The 15,377-nt window shown below is 44.9% G+C and carries 15 protein-coding genes and 1 rRNA gene; 1 reads left to right on the top strand and 15 read right to left on the bottom strand.

Annotated features, from left to right (window positions below):
• Positions 1-60: 60 nt before the first annotated feature.
• The 10 genes from AC1RR2_RS06680 to AC1RR2_RS06635 all read right to left on the bottom strand — a co-directional run bounded on the left by AC1RR2_RS06680 (position 61) and on the right by AC1RR2_RS06635 (position 9,483).
• Complete coding sequence (locus tag AC1RR2_RS06680) at positions 61-405, bottom strand: energy transducer TonB (protein WP_493221517.1); 345 nt, start codon at positions 403-405, stop codon at positions 61-63.
• Positions 406-451: 46 nt separating this feature from the next.
• Positions 452-793 carry an energy transducer TonB gene (locus AC1RR2_RS06675; RefSeq protein ID WP_493221516.1) on the bottom strand — a complete coding sequence of 114 codons (342 nt, stop codon included), beginning with the start codon at positions 791-793 and terminating at the stop codon, positions 452-454.
• A 56-nt stretch (positions 794-849) separates the two neighbouring features.
• Positions 850-2,592, bottom strand: coding sequence for a methyl-accepting chemotaxis protein (locus AC1RR2_RS06670; RefSeq protein WP_493221515.1), 1,743 nt, complete (start codon positions 2,590-2,592; stop codon positions 850-852).
• Positions 2,593-2,955: 363 nt separating this feature from the next.
• Positions 2,956-4,716, bottom strand: coding sequence for a phosphoenolpyruvate--protein phosphotransferase (ptsP, locus tag AC1RR2_RS06665; RefSeq protein ID WP_493221514.1), 1,761 nt, complete (start codon positions 4,714-4,716; stop codon positions 2,956-2,958).
• Between the two features lie 94 nt (positions 4,717-4,810).
• On the bottom strand, positions 4,811-5,080 hold the full coding sequence (locus AC1RR2_RS06660) for an HPr family phosphocarrier protein (protein ID WP_422997843.1): 270 nt from the start codon (positions 5,078-5,080) through the stop codon (positions 4,811-4,813).
• Between the two features lie 48 nt (positions 5,081-5,128).
• Positions 5,129-5,536, bottom strand: a complete 408-nt coding sequence (locus tag AC1RR2_RS06655; protein ID WP_493221513.1) for a PTS sugar transporter subunit IIA — start codon at positions 5,534-5,536, stop codon at positions 5,129-5,131.
• A gap of 96 nt (positions 5,537-5,632) precedes the next feature.
• Entirely contained in the window at positions 5,633-6,577 is a 945-nt protein-coding gene (gshB, locus tag AC1RR2_RS06650; RefSeq protein WP_493221512.1) for a glutathione synthase, read from the bottom strand.
• A gap of 55 nt (positions 6,578-6,632) precedes the next feature.
• Complete coding sequence (gshA, locus tag AC1RR2_RS06645) at positions 6,633-7,931, bottom strand: glutamate--cysteine ligase (RefSeq protein WP_493221511.1); 1,299 nt, start codon at positions 7,929-7,931, stop codon at positions 6,633-6,635.
• A gap of 200 nt (positions 7,932-8,131) precedes the next feature.
• The gene (locus tag AC1RR2_RS06640) at positions 8,132-8,434 is read right to left on the bottom strand and encodes an antibiotic biosynthesis monooxygenase family protein (RefSeq protein WP_493221510.1); all 303 of its coding nucleotides are present in this window, start codon (positions 8,432-8,434) and stop codon (positions 8,132-8,134) included.
• 23 nt (positions 8,435-8,457) lie between these two features.
• Positions 8,458-9,483, bottom strand: a complete 1,026-nt coding sequence (locus tag AC1RR2_RS06635) for an AI-2E family transporter (protein ID WP_493221509.1) — start codon at positions 9,481-9,483, stop codon at positions 8,458-8,460.
• A 365-nt stretch (positions 9,484-9,848) separates the two neighbouring features.
• On the opposite strand from AC1RR2_RS06635, the gene AC1RR2_RS06630 reads away from it, so the two are divergent.
• A complete protein-coding gene (locus tag AC1RR2_RS06630; RefSeq protein WP_493221508.1) occupies positions 9,849-11,318 on the top strand; it encodes a sensor domain-containing diguanylate cyclase in 1,470 nt (489 codons plus the stop codon).
• A gap of 78 nt (positions 11,319-11,396) precedes the next feature.
• Here the strand turns inward: AC1RR2_RS06630 and AC1RR2_RS06625 are convergent, their stop codons facing one another.
• The 5 genes from AC1RR2_RS06625 to rrf form a co-directional block, all read right to left on the bottom strand.
• Positions 11,397-12,233, bottom strand: coding sequence for a Rossmann-like and DUF2520 domain-containing protein (locus tag AC1RR2_RS06625; protein WP_493221507.1), 837 nt, complete (start codon positions 12,231-12,233; stop codon positions 11,397-11,399).
• Between the two features lie 61 nt (positions 12,234-12,294).
• Positions 12,295-13,344, bottom strand: coding sequence for a carbonic anhydrase (locus AC1RR2_RS06620; RefSeq protein WP_493221506.1), 1,050 nt, complete (start codon positions 13,342-13,344; stop codon positions 12,295-12,297).
• An 85-nt stretch (positions 13,345-13,429) separates the two neighbouring features.
• Positions 13,430-13,645, bottom strand: coding sequence for a DUF1289 domain-containing protein (locus AC1RR2_RS06615; RefSeq protein WP_493221505.1), 216 nt, complete (start codon positions 13,643-13,645; stop codon positions 13,430-13,432).
• Between the two features lies 1 nt (position 13,646).
• Positions 13,647-14,909, bottom strand: coding sequence for a TIGR03862 family flavoprotein (locus AC1RR2_RS06610; protein ID WP_493221504.1), 1,263 nt, complete (start codon positions 14,907-14,909; stop codon positions 13,647-13,649).
• A 127-nt stretch (positions 14,910-15,036) separates the two neighbouring features.
• Positions 15,037-15,149, bottom strand: a 5S ribosomal RNA gene (rrf, locus tag AC1RR2_RS06605).
• Between the last annotated feature and the right edge of the window lie 228 nt (positions 15,150-15,377).

Below are 15,377 nucleotides of genomic sequence, written 5' to 3'. Positions count from 1 at the left end.
AATAAAACCCGCCAAGGAAAACCTGACGGGTTTACAAGGATAAAACAAAATCCTAACTGACTATTCCAATTTCCAAACGAAATCGACTTTTGCCCACAGCTGATCGGGCTTACCGTCTTTAGTACCTGGCTTAAATTTACACAAGCTTAATGCAGACAAGGCGGCCTTGTCTAAACTCTTAGAACCGCTGGATTTTTCGACTTTTGATTCGACTACCTTACCATCTGGGGCAATCAAAAATCCCATCGTCACTGTACCAGTTTCCTCATTCATCAATGCCGCTTTGGGATACTTTGGTTGTTCGCAAGACTTAGCATCCATCACAGGTGCTACGTCGGCTGCATAAGTAAAACCTGAAACTGTTAATAACAAACATGACGTGATTGCGGATAATTTAACGTTCATAAGCAAACTCTTTTAATTAATTAGTAAAAAACCGAATCGAAAAAACTCAAAATTTCCAAACAAAATCTACTTTGACCCACATCTGCTCTATCTTGCCATCTTTTGAGCCTGGTTTAAACTTACACAGGGAAAAAGCAGCAATTGCAGCCTTATCTAAGCTCTTAGAGCCGCTCGACGTATCGACTTTGGATTCGATCACCTTGCCCTCTGTCGATACCAAAAATGCCATTGTAACAGTTCCAGTTTCTTCATTGATCAAAGAGGCCTTAGGATATTTCGGCATTTCACAAGACTTATTATCTATAACGGGGCTGACCACCGCTGCGTTGGCATTCCCGATAAATAAAATACTCAATGACGCAAAACATAAGACGAGCATTGATCGCATAATGATTACCTCATAATTAACAACTAAGTCCTGATTTCCGATCATTCAAAAAACAATTAAAACTCTTCCCAATCATCTTCGCTAGGTTTAGCCGGTGCCGCTTTTTTCGGTGCAGGTTTGGCCGATGGTAATGACTTTACGGTCGCTTTCGGTTTTGCTTTAGGTGTAGCTGCCGGTTCGACACGACGTGGTGTTGCAGGTGCCGGGCGATTCGCAAACGCAGTCTCGGCAGCACTCAGTTTGAATATGCTTACCACCTTAGCCAACTCACCAGCCTGGTCTTGCAAGCTTTGGGCAGCTGCAGCAGCCTCTTCAACCAAAGCTGCATTTTGTTGTGTCATACCGTCCATCTCTATGATGGCTAAATTCACCGCTTCAATACCTGAGCTTTGTTCCTGACTTGCTGCACTAATCTCCGCAATAATGTCGGTCACGTGACGCACACTCGATACAACTTCGTCTATCGTCGCGCCTGCCTGCCCTACCAGTTTACTACCGATTTCGACTTTCTCAACCGAGTCACCGATCAGAGTCTTAATCTCTTTGGCAGCTGCCGCACTGCGTTGCGCCAAGCTTCGAACTTCCGACGCGACTACGGCAAATCCACGTCCCTGTTCACCAGCTCGCGCCGCTTCTACTGCTGCATTCAAAGCGAGAATATTAGTTTGAAAGGCGATGCCATCGATCACACTAATGATATCCACAATCTTCTTCGCGGATTCATTAATAGAGCTCATTGTATTAACCACTTCAGCAACCACTTCACCACCTTGACGGGCGACATCGGAGGCGGACGCTGCCAACTTATTCGCTTCACGTGCATTGTCTGCATTCTGCTTCACCGTGGTCGTCAGTTCCTTCATAGACGCCGTGGTTTTTTCAAGTGAACTTGCTTGTTGTTCGGTGCGAGAAGATAGGTCTAAATTGCCAGTGGCGATTTCACGCGATGCAGTTGCAATTGTGTCAGTACCAACGCGCACTTGGCCTACGATGTTGACCAAACTATCACGCATAGTCTTCATCTCGGCAACTAAACTTTCGGAGTCGCCACTCTTAGTATCAATGATGCCTGCTAAATCACCAGCGGCAATTTGACTAGCAATATCAGCGGCATAGTCAGGTTCGCCACCAAGTTGCTTCAACAAACTGCGCGTGATAATTACCGCCGCAATCACACCCAAAACCACGGCCAAGCTGCCCAATAACAACAAAAGATTGCGAGCGTTACTAAATGCTGATTTAGCTTCTTCAGCCACCAAGGCATTTTGTTTATCTTCAGTCGCCACCAATTCATCTAATGCTTTGAGCCATTCTTCTTGCACGGGACGAACTTTTTTAATCAAAGCAATAGTCGCGCCTTCAGGATTATTCGCGAGCCCCAGTTCTTTCGCCGCGTTTGGCAAGGAGGCAGCAGCTTTTTCTTTTTCTTTTAGCTTCGTTAACAAGGTACGTTCTTCTGAAGACGAAGTACTTTCATTCTTCAACATTTCGGCTAATTTTGCCTCTTTTTCGCCGTAGCTCTTTGACTGTTCATCAATCTTTTTCAGATCTTTGGCCATATCATCGATATCAGTCAACAGCGTCAAATTGCGTAAAGATACTTGACGATCATACACAATGGCACGCATGTCAATAATCAAACGGCTCTTCACATTGCTCACGTTTACAATGTCTTCAAGTCGATCTTGAATTAGCGACATTCTAGAAATACCCAAAGTCGTAACCGCAATTAGTAAGACCAAAACGAGTGCGAAGCCGAGCCCTAGGCGCTTACCCACTTTCATTGTAGTTAAGTTCATGTTTATCCAGCCATGTAATGATTTAAATGATTTAAATTTCTCAACCTACGAGAACGTCGTTTAATGCAACGTCTGAAACTTGAGGCTTGTAGCAATGTTTACTGACAGCAATATTGGAAATTAGTTCTTGCTGGAAAACCTGGAAGCCTGCGATATATTTCACGAGTCTAACTGCTCGCTTAGAATATACTCCATTTTTGCCCAAAGGTAAGGCACCACGTGGTAAAAAACCACCGCAATTTGCCTGTTCTAAGGAAATATTCTGCGAAACAAACATTTCTCAGTGGCAATTTTACAAACTACTTAAATTCTAGATCACAACTTTTGTGATGTCGGCGATAGTCGGGTAGAGCGCAAGCGAATTTACGCAAATTGTTGATGCTGCATAAGCTGCAAAAGCTCCTGTACCTGCCTAGGGTCATAAGTGCGCAAAATCTTTTTTGCGCTCGGCTCTAATTCTGCGATATTGGTGTTCAGGATTTCTTGTTTTATCTCTGGCAATAATGCAGAAGGCATAGACAATTCACGGAAACCCATCGCAATTAAAAGCCTGGTTAACTTTATATCGCCCGCCATACCTCCGCAGATTGCGACCGGAATATTTGCTTTATTTGCGGCGCTCACAGTCATATCCAATAATTGCAAAATTGCCGGATGGGTATCGTTATACAAATGTGCGACCTCATGATCGGCACGATCGATGGCTAAAGTATATTGGATCAAGTCATTCGTACCGATGGACAGAAAATCAAGCTTTTTCACAAACATTGGCAAACTCAATGCCGCAGCAGGAATTTCTATCATCGCGCCAACTGGAATTTCATCATCGAATGCAATTCCCTCTGCACGCAATCCATCCTTAGCTTGTTGTATCATCGCCAGGGACTGGTCAATCTCAAAAGCATGCGCAATCATAGGGATTAAAATATGCACATTACCAAATGCTGAAGCGCGCAGAATGGCCCTTAACTGAGTCAAGAAAATTTGCGGTTCTTTCAAGCAATAGCGAATCGCGCGCAGGCCTAAAGCGGGATTCAAAATATTGTGTTCGTTGTGATCTAAAGGTTTATCCGCACCAACGTCCAAAGTACGTATCGTGACTGGCTTGCCCTTCATGGTCAACACTGCTTGCTTATAGGCGACAAACTGTTCTTCTTCGCTAGGCAGCTGAGTCTCGACACCGGTGCGCCCCATAAATAAAAATTCTGAACGAAACAAGCCAACGCCACTCGCTCCTGCTTCCATGGCAGCATGAGCGTCTTCTGGCAATTCAATATTCGCCAACAAGCTCACTTCAATACCGTCGAGGCTGACAGCGGGTGTCTTTTTTAACTTATGGAGTTTTTTTCTGGCTTTTAGCAGAGCCGCTTGGCGGTCACGGTATTGTGCAATCACCAGTGGCGATGGCGCCACGATAACAATACCTGCATCACTGTCGATAATTAGCCAGTCATCTTGCACGATTAAATGTGAAGCATTGCCTAAGCCAACTACCGCAGGTATCCCTAAACTACGCGACACAATCGCAGTATGGGAATTAGGCCCACCTTCATCGGTCACAAAACCTGTGAAAGCGACATCCCGAAATTGCATCATATCGGCCGGCGAAATGTCTTTCGCAACAACAATCATATTGGCATTACGCTCATCAACGCCAGCTGCGCGTGGTAACTGATGCGCGGTGCCCGTCAATACCTTTAATACGCGTTCGGCAACTTGCTGAATATCAGCTTTACGTTCACGTAAATATTCGTCCTCAATTTCATCAAATTGCGCTGACAAGGCATCGACTTGAGTGACTAAAGCCCATTCAGCATTGTAGTGACGGGAACGGATAATATCTAAGGGAGCTTCTGACACCATAGGGTCAGATAAAATCAAGGCATGTACATCGAGAAACGCGCCAAGCTCGGTTGGCGCATCCGATGGCAAATCAGACCAAATCGTTTGCAATTCGAGCTGTACTTGGGCAATTGCTTTTTGCAGACGAACCACTTCAGCTTCGACCTGCTCCTGCGCCACCAGATAATGTTTCACGTCCATTGCAGCCGGACGTAATAGATGGGCTCGGCCTATGGTGATGCCGCGCGAAACAGGGATGCCTTGTAAAGTAAAAGATGCCACTTAGTCTCCCTCGTGTACTGCTATTGGTCGTTACTAATTTATTGTTATTAGCTATGTAAATGTCGTGAACTATAAATCTGGTATGAAGCTAGCCTTACTCACCTTCACCGAAACGATCGTTAATCAATGCGGCTATCGCGTCGAAACACGCTTGCTCATCTTCGCCATTGGTTTCCAATAAAATTTTGCTGCCCTTACCTGCTGCCAGCATCATAACGCCCATAATTGATTTACCATTAACACGGCGATTATTTCGAGTGAGCCAAACCTCACTTTTAAATTTGCCACCCAGTTGCGTCAATTTCGCGGAAGCGCGAGCATGTAAACCGAGTTTGTTAATAATTTCTATGTCTTGTTGAATCATTTTGCATTCACTTTAAGTCTAAATTAATCAGTTCTAAGAGAAAATTTCTTAACTCTCCGCGATCCGAATTCGGTTTTCTACCCGCGTGGCACCATTTTGGCCGCCAGCCAAAGCCATTTCCACTACCACATCTAAGGCATCTTGGCGGTAGGTTATGGCGCGCAATAGCATAGGCAAACTAATCCCGGCGATCACAGCAACCTGACTTGGCTCGCCTAGCTGACGGCAACAATTTGAAGGTGTACCACCTAGAATGTCCGTCATAATCAAAACGCCGGAACCATCATCGAGCCGACGCACCGCCTCACGCGCCAAGCGATTCACTTCTTCAACGTTTTGATCAGCCACAACATCGATCGCTTCCAAACGTTCAGGATTACCACGAAATACATGAGCCGCGGCCTGCAGGAATGCGGTCCCTAGCGGCGCATGCGTCATTAAAAGTAAGCCTACCATCCCATTATCCTAAACATGGCGAAATCACAAAACACTGGCCGGTATCACGCATTTTAGGTAAATACCGAAAAGCAACAATCATGCCTTAAACCTAACTCAAACGAGGACACGCTTTTCTAAGGCATCAATAAACAACCCCGCCACATTAAAGCCCGTTTGTTGAAAAATCTCTTGGAAACAAGTTGGACTAGTCACATTCACTTCAGTCAAACAAGTTCCGATTACGTCTAATCCTACCAGCAACAAGCCACGTTCGGATAGTTGCGGCGCCAAGCTTTCCGCAATTTCTCTGTCTCGCGCTGACAATTCTTGCGCTACACCGACCCCACCTGCAGCCAAATTACCGCGAACCTCGCCATTTTGTGGAATACGCGCCAGGGCATATGGCACCACCACGCCGCCGATTAGCAAGATACGTTTATCGCCATGCACAATTTCGGGGATATATTTTTGCACCATAATGGTACGCGTTTGATTATTAGTCAGGGTTTCAATCACCGAACCGAGATTCATACCATCTTCACGAATCCGGAATATGCCCGCCCCGCCCATGCCATCCAAAGGCTTTAAAATAATATCGCGATGCTTTGCAAAAAAAGTCCGTATCCTTTGTTCATCACGCGTCACCAGGGTTGGTGTCGTAAATTGAGGAAACTGAGCAATGCTCAATTTTTCATTGTGATCACGAATCGCTGACGGTTTATTAAATACTTTCGCCCCTTGGCGCTCTGCCAAGTCCAAAAGATAAGTCGCATAAATATATTCCATATCAAAAGGAGGATCTTTGCGTTGCAAAACAGCGTCAAATTCTTGTAAGCGCAAATCTTGAGATTCACTCAAGCGATACCAGTCATTTGTATCGCCGGTCAGGCTGATTTCTTGTACTGCGGCGCGAACCTCACCGTCGTCCAACACCAAATCCGCTGGGCCGAAAGCAAAAATGCGATGGCCACGTCCTGCTGCTTCCACCATCATCGCGTAGGTCGAGTCTTTATACGTTTTGAACTGTGCTAAGGGATCGGTAAGAAAAGCAATTTTCATCATTTATCCAAGGCAAAATAATCGTGAAACCAAACTAAAGTCGAGATAGTAGTGGTTAATAAATTTCGGGATTAGGGTCTGTTTTTTCTAACTCTAATGAAGCTGCTAATAGAGCCAGACGCGCTACTACACCATACATGTAAAAACGATTCGGCGCAGCAGTACCCGGCTTGGCACGCATATCCGGTACCGCATGTTGTTGCGCGAAGGCGAGTGGTACGAATTCCATACCCGGCGCATTCAGATTTTCATCCACGCCACGATCTTGATGCACACGATAAAATCCGCCGACAACATAACGATCTATCATGTACACCACAGGCTCAGCGACACTTTCATCGATTTGTTCAAAGGTGTAGACACCTTCCTGCAAAATGTAGTCATGCACTTCGCGGCCATCTTTTACCACCGTCATTTTATTGCGCTGTTTGGAATTTAAATCACGTACTTCGCGCGAATCACGTACTGTCATAATACCCATGCCACAGGTACCCGCATCCGCTTTCACTATCACGAATGGCTTATCTTTAATACCGTACTCTTTGTACTTTTTACGAATCTTGGCGAGAATTGTATCGACGGTCGTCATCAAGGTCTCCAGACCTGTACCCGCCTCGAAGTCAACGCCACTACATTTCGCAAAAAATGGATTGATCAGCCATGGATCGATATCCACCATTTTGGCAAATTTTTTCACCACATCATCGTAGCTGGAAAAATGATTCGTTTTACGTCGCTTCGCCCAACCAGCATGTAGCGGTGGCAACAAAGTTTGTTCGTGGATATTCTCTAAAATTGCCGGAATATGGGTAGACAAGTCATTGTTCAGTAAGATGGTACAAGGATCAAAATTTTTCAGTCCCAGCCGACGCCCATTTGCCGAACGCTGCAGAGGCTCCAGCAACAAACTACCGCCATCAGGCAAAGCAATAACTGTCTCTTGTTGACAGCTTTCATCCAAATTACCGAGCCTGACATTCAATCCAGTCTGACGATAAATCTGCATTTGACGGGCGATATTTTGCCAATAAGAGGCGTTACAAGGCCGACCTTCTGGGATCAATAGTAAGTTGCGCGCATCGGGGCAATATTTTTCAATCGCGGCCATCGATGCCTGCACTGCCAATGGCAGCATCTCAGAGCCTAAATGATTAAAGCCTCCTGGAAACAAATTAGTATCCACCGGTGCCAGCTTGAACCCAGAATTACGCATGTCCACGGAGCAGTAAAACGGTGGCGTATGCTCTTGCCATTCGAGACGAAACCAGCGCTCGATCGAAGGCGTCGCTTCTAAAATTTTTTTCTCGAAATCAAGTAAGGGACCGTTTAAGGCCGTGGCAAGGTGGGGAACCATAATAACCTTTACATACAAAAAAAGAAGACGCTGTATCTAGCAATACGATGCAGCGTCGATGTGCAACTCAGCATGTGCACTTAGTAACACATTGAGTATCACAATAAGCAGTTCTTACAACTTGGGGCAATTTCTTGATTCTCAAGATAACAAAGCCTTGCACTTTATAAGTGAATTAATGATTCGATTAAATAATTCTCTTAAATCGATTTAGCCAACAAATCAAAGTGCTCTACCACAGGCGGAGCTGCGAAAAAAGATCCCACAATGCTACGCCACTCGGCAAACGCAGGCGATTGGCGAAAATCTATCGTGTGATTTTCCAAAGTATCCCAAAATATCATCAGCACATAGCGCTCTGGCGACTCTATGCCCTTGTTCACTTTAAATCCCCGGAATCCCTTGGCATGCGCTATTACCTCATGCAAACCGCGCATGATAGCCTCATCAAAAGCCTCTTGTTGTCCTTGATGTATCCGTATATCTGCTAATTCTAAAATCATGGTACTACGTCCTCTCATTCTATTTACACCAAACCACGTTCGCTTAATTCCTTCTTTACATAGGAATAAAACACCGGGGCAGCGACAACGCCTGGCAAGCCAAACAAAGTTTCCATAATCAAGATCGCAACCAATAATTCCCAGGCCTTGGCATTGACTTGCGAACCGATAATTCGCGCATTTAAAAAATATTCTAATTTATGAATAATCACCATAAACGCGAGAGAAATCGCCGCAATTTGCAAAGAATACGACAAACTGACAATCACGATCACCGTATTCGAAATAATATTACCCACAACGGGTATTAAGCCCGCTACAAAGGTTACTGCGATCATACTTTTGACCAAGGGTAAATGCACGCCTGCGAGTGGCAAAATAACCGCTAGAAAAATGGCCGTAAATGTCGTATTGATTAATGAAATTCTGACTTGTGCAAACACCACCCGATGAAACATGTCGGCCAGCGTAGCTATCCTTTGTTGTAATGCGGCAGCAAAGGGTCGGTAATGATGCACACTGGTCGCGTCTTGCAAAGCGACCATACTACCGATCACCATGCCTAATATTAAATGCACGATCAAATGGCCTGCTTCTTGTCCCAGCACTTTTGCTTCGCCCGCATGTTCACGCAAGGTATCCGTCAAAATACGCTTCAAAGACTCAACATCTTCGGGCAAATAAGTAGTCACCCACAGTGGTAATTGCTGACGTGACGATTCAATCAGATCGGCCAGTTTCTTAAGCAAGGTCTGCAAATTACCAGCGTCGCTGCGCAAAAATGCGACCACACCCCAAATGCCTAAACTGATGGCAAGAATGATCACTATCGACAAAAAAACCACCGCGATCATACGCGCCTGTTGATTGTTGAACTTACGCTGTATGGTGGGCACTAAGAGCCGCACCAAAGAATACACGAGCAATCCTGAAAACAAGGCCACTAATAGACCCGCTTTCAATACCAGGAATAAGGCCAGAGCGGCACAAACGTAGGACGCAATTAAAGGGACTGAAAAAGAGACTGAAGTTTTGGTGACAGTATTCATTGTTTTCCTGGATAAAGAAGAGTGACGACGCCACTATAGATGGGGACTTACAACAAAATCAACAGGGCAAAGCGTTCATTGTTTTTTTTAAGCCTATTTTGAGCTAGATTTGCGGCAATTTTCAAATCATACAAAAAGACAAACTAAGGTCATGCTAGCGACAATCGACGATAGATGCATCCTAATTGCAAAAACAAGCTGTTTCATTTTTATTCAAGAAATTTGTACTAGCCTCAAAATTGCTTGTCTCTCTAGGCTAAAGAGGTTCAAAAACGCAGGGTTTATAGTATGATCGTGGGTCTTAGCAAAACACTTTTTGCTTCAAGTCCTCCTCACCTCTCCTAAAAATACACGGCTATGAGCCTATGAGAAAATCATTACAACAATATATTTTATTGATATGGATTTCCCTAATTTTAATATTAGGATTTGTCGCGGTTTTGGCGACTAGCTATATTGTGTCGAAAGAGACTTTACAACGAGGCTTGTCAGAAAACACATTGCCGATTACAGGAGACAACGTTTATTCGGAAATTCAAAAAGATATCTTGCGACCGGTATTCGTTTCCGCACAAATGGCGCATGACACCTTTGTTAAAGATTGGATCATTAACGGTGAGGAAGACCCACAACAGATTTCCAAATACTTAAAAGAAATCAAAATCAAGAGTCAAGCAATCTCTAGTTTTTTGGTCAGCGATCTGAGCAAAAATTATTACTATGGCGACGGTCTACTCAAAACTGTAAAAGAAAGTGAGCCTCGCGATCAATGGTTTTTTCGGGTAAAGAACCTAAAGTCAGAATACGAAACCAATGTCGACGCAGATCTGGCAAATCGCGACAGTATGACGATATTCACCAATTATCGGGTACTCGACTACAGCGGAAAATTCATAGGTGCGGTCGGCATCGGTCTGACGCTTGATACGATGAAGCATTTGATTGATAGCTATCAATCGCGCTTTCAACGAACCATTTATTTTGTCGATAAAAAAGGCAATGTTGTTCTCTCTGGAAGTGCATTCAAACAAAAGAAAGGGAATATCGCGCAAATTCCCGGACTTGATCAAATCAGCAAACAAATCTTAAGCAATACAAAAAATGAATCGCTACATTTAGAGTACAGCAATAATACGGAAAGCGTTTTTGTTAATTCACGCTTCTTACCAGAATTGGGCTGGCACTTATTAGTAGAACAAGATCTAGCTGGTGAACTGCAACCTTTGCAGAAGTTACTGGCAGTAAATGCTTCTATCGGTTTCGGTATCACTTTGGCAGTTATTTTAATCGTCTTATTTTCAGTACGCCGCTATCAAAAACGTATAGAAAAATCTGCCGCAACCGATTCTTTAACCAAGCTGTTAAATCGTCAAGCCTTTGATTTTGTCTTTCAGCAGGCAATACTTGACAGTGAGCGTTCTCGCCAGCCCCTATGTGTGGCATTGATGGATATTGATCACTTTAAGAAGATCAATGATAAACAAGGTCATTTAATCGGTGATCACGTACTGCGTGAAATTGCAGCAATCGCGAAACGTTCTTTACGCGAAAGCGACGTGATCTGTCGCTGGGGTGGCGAAGAATTTTTACTCTTATTGAAGAACTGTACTTTAGAAAAAGCCACTTCAATTGCAGAAAATCTCCGTACCACAATTGCGGCAAATGATTTCTCGCGTACCACTGATCTTGCGAAAACAAAACTGTCTCTGACAGTTAGTATGGGAGTCGCCGAATGCAAATTGCACGAGAGCGAAGACAGTGTTTTCGAGCGTGCAGATGTGGCCTTATATCAAGCTAAAGAAAGCGGTCGTAATAGCGTCTATTTTTCTGAATAATTTTTGAGTCATTACTCAAGATAGCTGCCGCCAAGTTGCGCAAAAAAATTGGCCGAATGGGATTTGCTTTGATTCTTATTAATGTATTTTCTTTTGCGCTAAAGCCAGCGTTGGCGCAACAAAAGCTTGATAGATGGCGCCCCTCTGCGTATCCCAGGCAGCGACGACTTCTTGTTGGTAAGCCACAGTCTGCATGTCGCCACGCTTGATGGGCCCCGTCAATGCAGCCGCAGGTCCCAGATTGAATACATTCTCTAAGCTTTTGCTTGAAAGTGCTTGCGCCATTTTATGCGCGGACTCTGCCGGTATGCCAGCAGCACAATAGGCTTCAATCGCGACGTCTATCAGTGTCACTAAGTAATTGCTAGCAAAAACAGAGGCTGCGTGATACAGCATTTTTGCATCGGGTTTAATCGTAATCAGTTGCGCACCAATCCGTGCAAAGGCAGACTCCAGAACAGTCAATGCTTGGACGCTCCCCTCAATACTGCAAATAGTGCCAACAAAATCGTTCACGACTGCAGCGGGATCAGCGAAACTTCGTACCGGGTGTACGCTGGCTAGTTGAATTTGCAATCTTTCCAAGTCAGGAAGCTGTACTGACAAATCAAGTGAAGATTTTGAGCCGCTGCAGTGAAAGAGCACACTAGCTGATGACAAAGCATTGCGCGACAGTAGCGTCCGTGTGGTAGCAACTAGTTGATCGTCAGGTACAGCCAACAAAGTAATTTCTGCGGGTCGAATTTGGTCGATTTTGGTAACACCACTGCCAGAGCCAATAAATTCGAGCGCAAGTAAATTGCTCTGGTCACTTTGTGTATAAACCTGCGCGATCTCAAAAACCTGTTTTTCGGAAAACAAGCGAGCCAGGCTTTTTCCTACTCGCCCCGCGCCGATAACATTGATTTTTTGCATCAGGCTTTTCGCTTTCAAATAACCCGATTTTACTCGTATTTGAAATGAATCGAATACTTGCCTAACGAGACTCTTTAATCATACGACCCGAACTCTTCTGTAATGGGCGCGCATTCATAGGGTAAAGTCGCGCAAAGATCGCTAGTTGTTCGGGTGAGATTCCAATTGGCTCTTTCATCACCAACCAAAGAACACCTTCACTGCATGGGGGCGTCGTCAACGATCCCATGTACGTGTAGTAATCACGACGTTTGGGGAGTAGTTCCCCAAGATCGATATTACTCAGCGCTTTGATAGGCTCATTTTTTTCTAATGGCAAATTATTCCAGACCGCTTGAATGATTTTATTGGCCTCACCAAGCTCCATTAAAATAGCCACCACAGCCAACTTGCCATCACGGTCTTTGTGTACTAAATGTGCCACCATCTCTGCACCTTTGCCATTGATACGCTCTTCTGATGGGCGATGAAAATGCATCTGCAGCATTTCATAGGTTTTACCAGAGACATTCAAATAGTTACCAGAACCCGGTGTCATTTGTATTGTATGCCCATTATCTAGGACGGAAAACTGCACGGATTTGTAGTCGAAATTAATAGGATCAAGCTCGACCCTAATTCCATCGCGAATATCAATTGGAGATTGGCGCTCACCAAGATCGCATTTCGCATTTGTCTTGCTCAGTTTGCCCCAGTTTAACGGGCCCGCGTCGCCTTCATAAGACCAATGCGCAGCGTCGGCATGTGTAATAGCTTTCTTGGTTTTATCCACACCATTTTGGCTAGCTCTTCCTGGTACCGTGTAAGGACGCACATAAGGTCGACTTGCGGACTTGGGCACTTCTTCTTTCTCTTTGCGGATGGCGGCAAGGCGCTCTGCAATTTTTAAGGCTAATTCATCCGCTGCCTGCGCTTCTTTTTGTCGGCTAGCCTCACTGGCTTTCGACTCACGGGCAGATTTTGCTTCTTTCACCGGCTTGACATCTTCTTTCGCCTGAACGGATGCCTCGTCCTTAGCAGATGCTGGTTTGATAGGTTTTGTAATCGGGTCGTTGGCCTGTACGTTCAATGTGACGAACAAGAGACTAAGAAAAAGGTAACTTACTCGCATAATCGATTTCCATTAAGTGTTAAGTGCTTTACGGCAATTCCTCAATGAAACTTGAATGACTTAAACAATTTGATCACCTAAGCGACTAAATTCGGCTAGTCTTTCTTTCCTCTATGCGTGACCAGATCGCCAATTTTGTTGAATTACTAGCTTTACCCCAAACAATGATTTCATCCAAAGTGCGCAGGCAGCCATTACAGAGCTTAGTATCTTCATTGATTTTGCAAGCTTTAATGCATGGAGAAGCGACTTCTTTTTCGATAGACGCTTCACTAAGCATGTTTGAGGTTTCTGCTGCCACGTCAAATTTCCTTATTCATGTCAACTTCGTCTTGCTGCTGCAACCAGCGAAGCGCGCCCTGCGCTGCCGCCCTACCCGTAGCGAAACAAGCACTCAATAAATAGCCCCCTGTCGGGGCATCCCAGTTTAACATTTCACCAGCGCAGAAATTCCCAGGTAAGTTCTTTAGCATAAAATTTTCATCCAACTCATTCCAATTCAAACCACCAGCGCTACTAATTGCTTCATCAATAGGGCGAGCGCGAAGCAATCGAAGCGGCAATGCTTTCAAAGCCCGCGCCAACTGCACTTGATCATGAATTTGCTCAGAGCTCAAACATTCATAAACCAAAGCAGTGTGAATAGGATGTAAGCCTAGTTTGCTCCGTAGGTGGCTGGAGAGCGAGCGAGAACCTCGCGGTATGCTTAACTCTTTTTGTACACGTTCCAAATCTCTACCTGGCAAGAGATCTATATGCAGTTCACAACTTCCTGTTTCTCGAATCTGTTTTCGGATCTGCGCGGAAAGCGCGTAGATGAGGCTACCCTCGATACCAGTTTCACTGATGACAAACTGGCCTTGCCGTTTCGGGAGTGGTCCCAACCGGCTAACAACCGATACCGAAACCGATGTTAAAGGCAAGCCAGCAAAATGTTGCCTGAAGTAATCAGACCACATAAGCTCGAAACCACAGTTGCTCGCCTCCAAAGGAGCGATTGTCAACATTTTGCTTTGAAAAGGCGCTACCCAAGCACCGTCTGACCCCAGTCGTTGCCAACTTGCGCCGCCAAAAGCGAAAATACTTGCTTCTGCATTAACTAGCTTTGTACCCTCGGGAGAATGAAACATATGACCATTTTCCGACCAATCCTGCCACTTGTGACGCATATGGAATTTAACACCGGACTCACGCAGGCGATGTAGCCAGGCCCTCAATAATGGTGCGGCCTTCATATCGACCGGAAATACTCGTTGTGAACTCCCAACGAAGGTCGCTACTCCCAAGCTAGCCGCCCAATCACGCACTGCTTGGGCTGGAAAGCCATTTAATGCTGATTCTAATTGTGGAGCGCTATCATTATAACGTGACAGCAGATTCACATGATCCTCGGCATGTGTTAAGTTCATTCCACTCTTACCTGCCAACAGAAATTTTCGACCAACCGAGGGCATGGCATCGTACACATCAACGCTCAAACCTGCTTCCACAGCTCGCTCAGCTGCCATCAATCCTGCTGGCCCGGCGCCAATCACAATAAGTTTCTTTGTTTTTTCAGGCGACATTGTTGTGAATAATTTGAAATCGGACTAATGGAGGGCTGATTGTAGAATAGATTCAGAGTTCTATTGTAGAGCACAAAAAGCAAAAGCCCCGTATTCAGTGGAGAATACGGGGCATGCTGGAATAAAAGCCTGACGATGACCTACTTTCACACTGGTTGCAGCACTATCATCGGCGCAAAGTCGTTTCACGGTCCTGTTCGGGATGGGAAGGGGTGGTACCAACTTGCTATAGTCATCAGGCATAACTTGTTGATTTGCTGTGTCACGTTACTCTGTGATGGACAACAAATCCAATTGGGAAGAAGCAGTAGAGGCGCTTGGCGCACAAATAATCGGGTTGTGATGTGTCAAACAAGGTTTAACAAACACATTTTGTAATACTTGTCATAGAGTTCTATAACTGACCAAAGTTATAGGGACAAGCCTTACGGGCAATTAGTACTGGTTAGCTTAATGCATTACTGCACT

The organism is Undibacterium sp. GW821-FHT11H02 (genome assembly GCF_058808015.1).
The sequence above is the reverse complement of the archived record's forward strand: the minus strand, read 5'-3'. Positions and strand labels throughout refer to the sequence as shown.

Coding starts and splice junctions, on each gene's coding strand:
- AC1RR2_RS06680 (WP_493221517.1), bottom strand. CDS start 405: ATGAACGTTAAATTATCCGCAATCACGTCATGTTTGTTATTAACAGTT.
- AC1RR2_RS06675 (WP_493221516.1), bottom strand. CDS start 793: ATGCGATCAATGCTCGTCTTATGTTTTGCGTCATTGAGTATTTTATTT.
- AC1RR2_RS06670 (WP_493221515.1), bottom strand. CDS start 2,592: ATGAACTTAACTACAATGAAAGTGGGTAAGCGCCTAGGGCTCGGCTTC.
- AC1RR2_RS06660 (WP_422997843.1), bottom strand. CDS start 5,080: ATGATTCAACAAGACATAGAAATTATTAACAAACTCGGTTTACATGCT.
- AC1RR2_RS06655 (WP_493221513.1), bottom strand. CDS start 5,536: ATGGTAGGCTTACTTTTAATGACGCATGCGCCGCTAGGGACCGCATTC.
- gshB (WP_493221512.1), bottom strand. CDS start 6,577: ATGAAAATTGCTTTTCTTACCGATCCCTTAGCACAGTTCAAAACGTAT.
- gshA (WP_493221511.1), bottom strand. CDS start 7,931: ATGGTTCCCCACCTTGCCACGGCCTTAAACGGTCCCTTACTTGATTTC.
- AC1RR2_RS06640 (WP_493221510.1), bottom strand. CDS start 8,434: ATGATTTTAGAATTAGCAGATATACGGATACATCAAGGACAACAAGAG.
- AC1RR2_RS06635 (WP_493221509.1), bottom strand. CDS start 9,483: ATGAATACTGTCACCAAAACTTCAGTCTCTTTTTCAGTCCCTTTAATT.
- AC1RR2_RS06630 (WP_493221508.1), top strand. CDS start 9,849: ATGAGAAAATCATTACAACAATATATTTTATTGATATGGATTTCCCTA.
- AC1RR2_RS06625 (WP_493221507.1), bottom strand. CDS start 12,233: ATGCAAAAAATCAATGTTATCGGCGCGGGGCGAGTAGGAAAAAGCCTG.
- AC1RR2_RS06620 (WP_493221506.1), bottom strand. CDS start 13,344: ATGCGAGTAAGTTACCTTTTTCTTAGTCTCTTGTTCGTCACATTGAAC.
- AC1RR2_RS06610 (WP_493221504.1), bottom strand. CDS start 14,909: ATGTCGCCTGAAAAAACAAAGAAACTTATTGTGATTGGCGCCGGGCCA.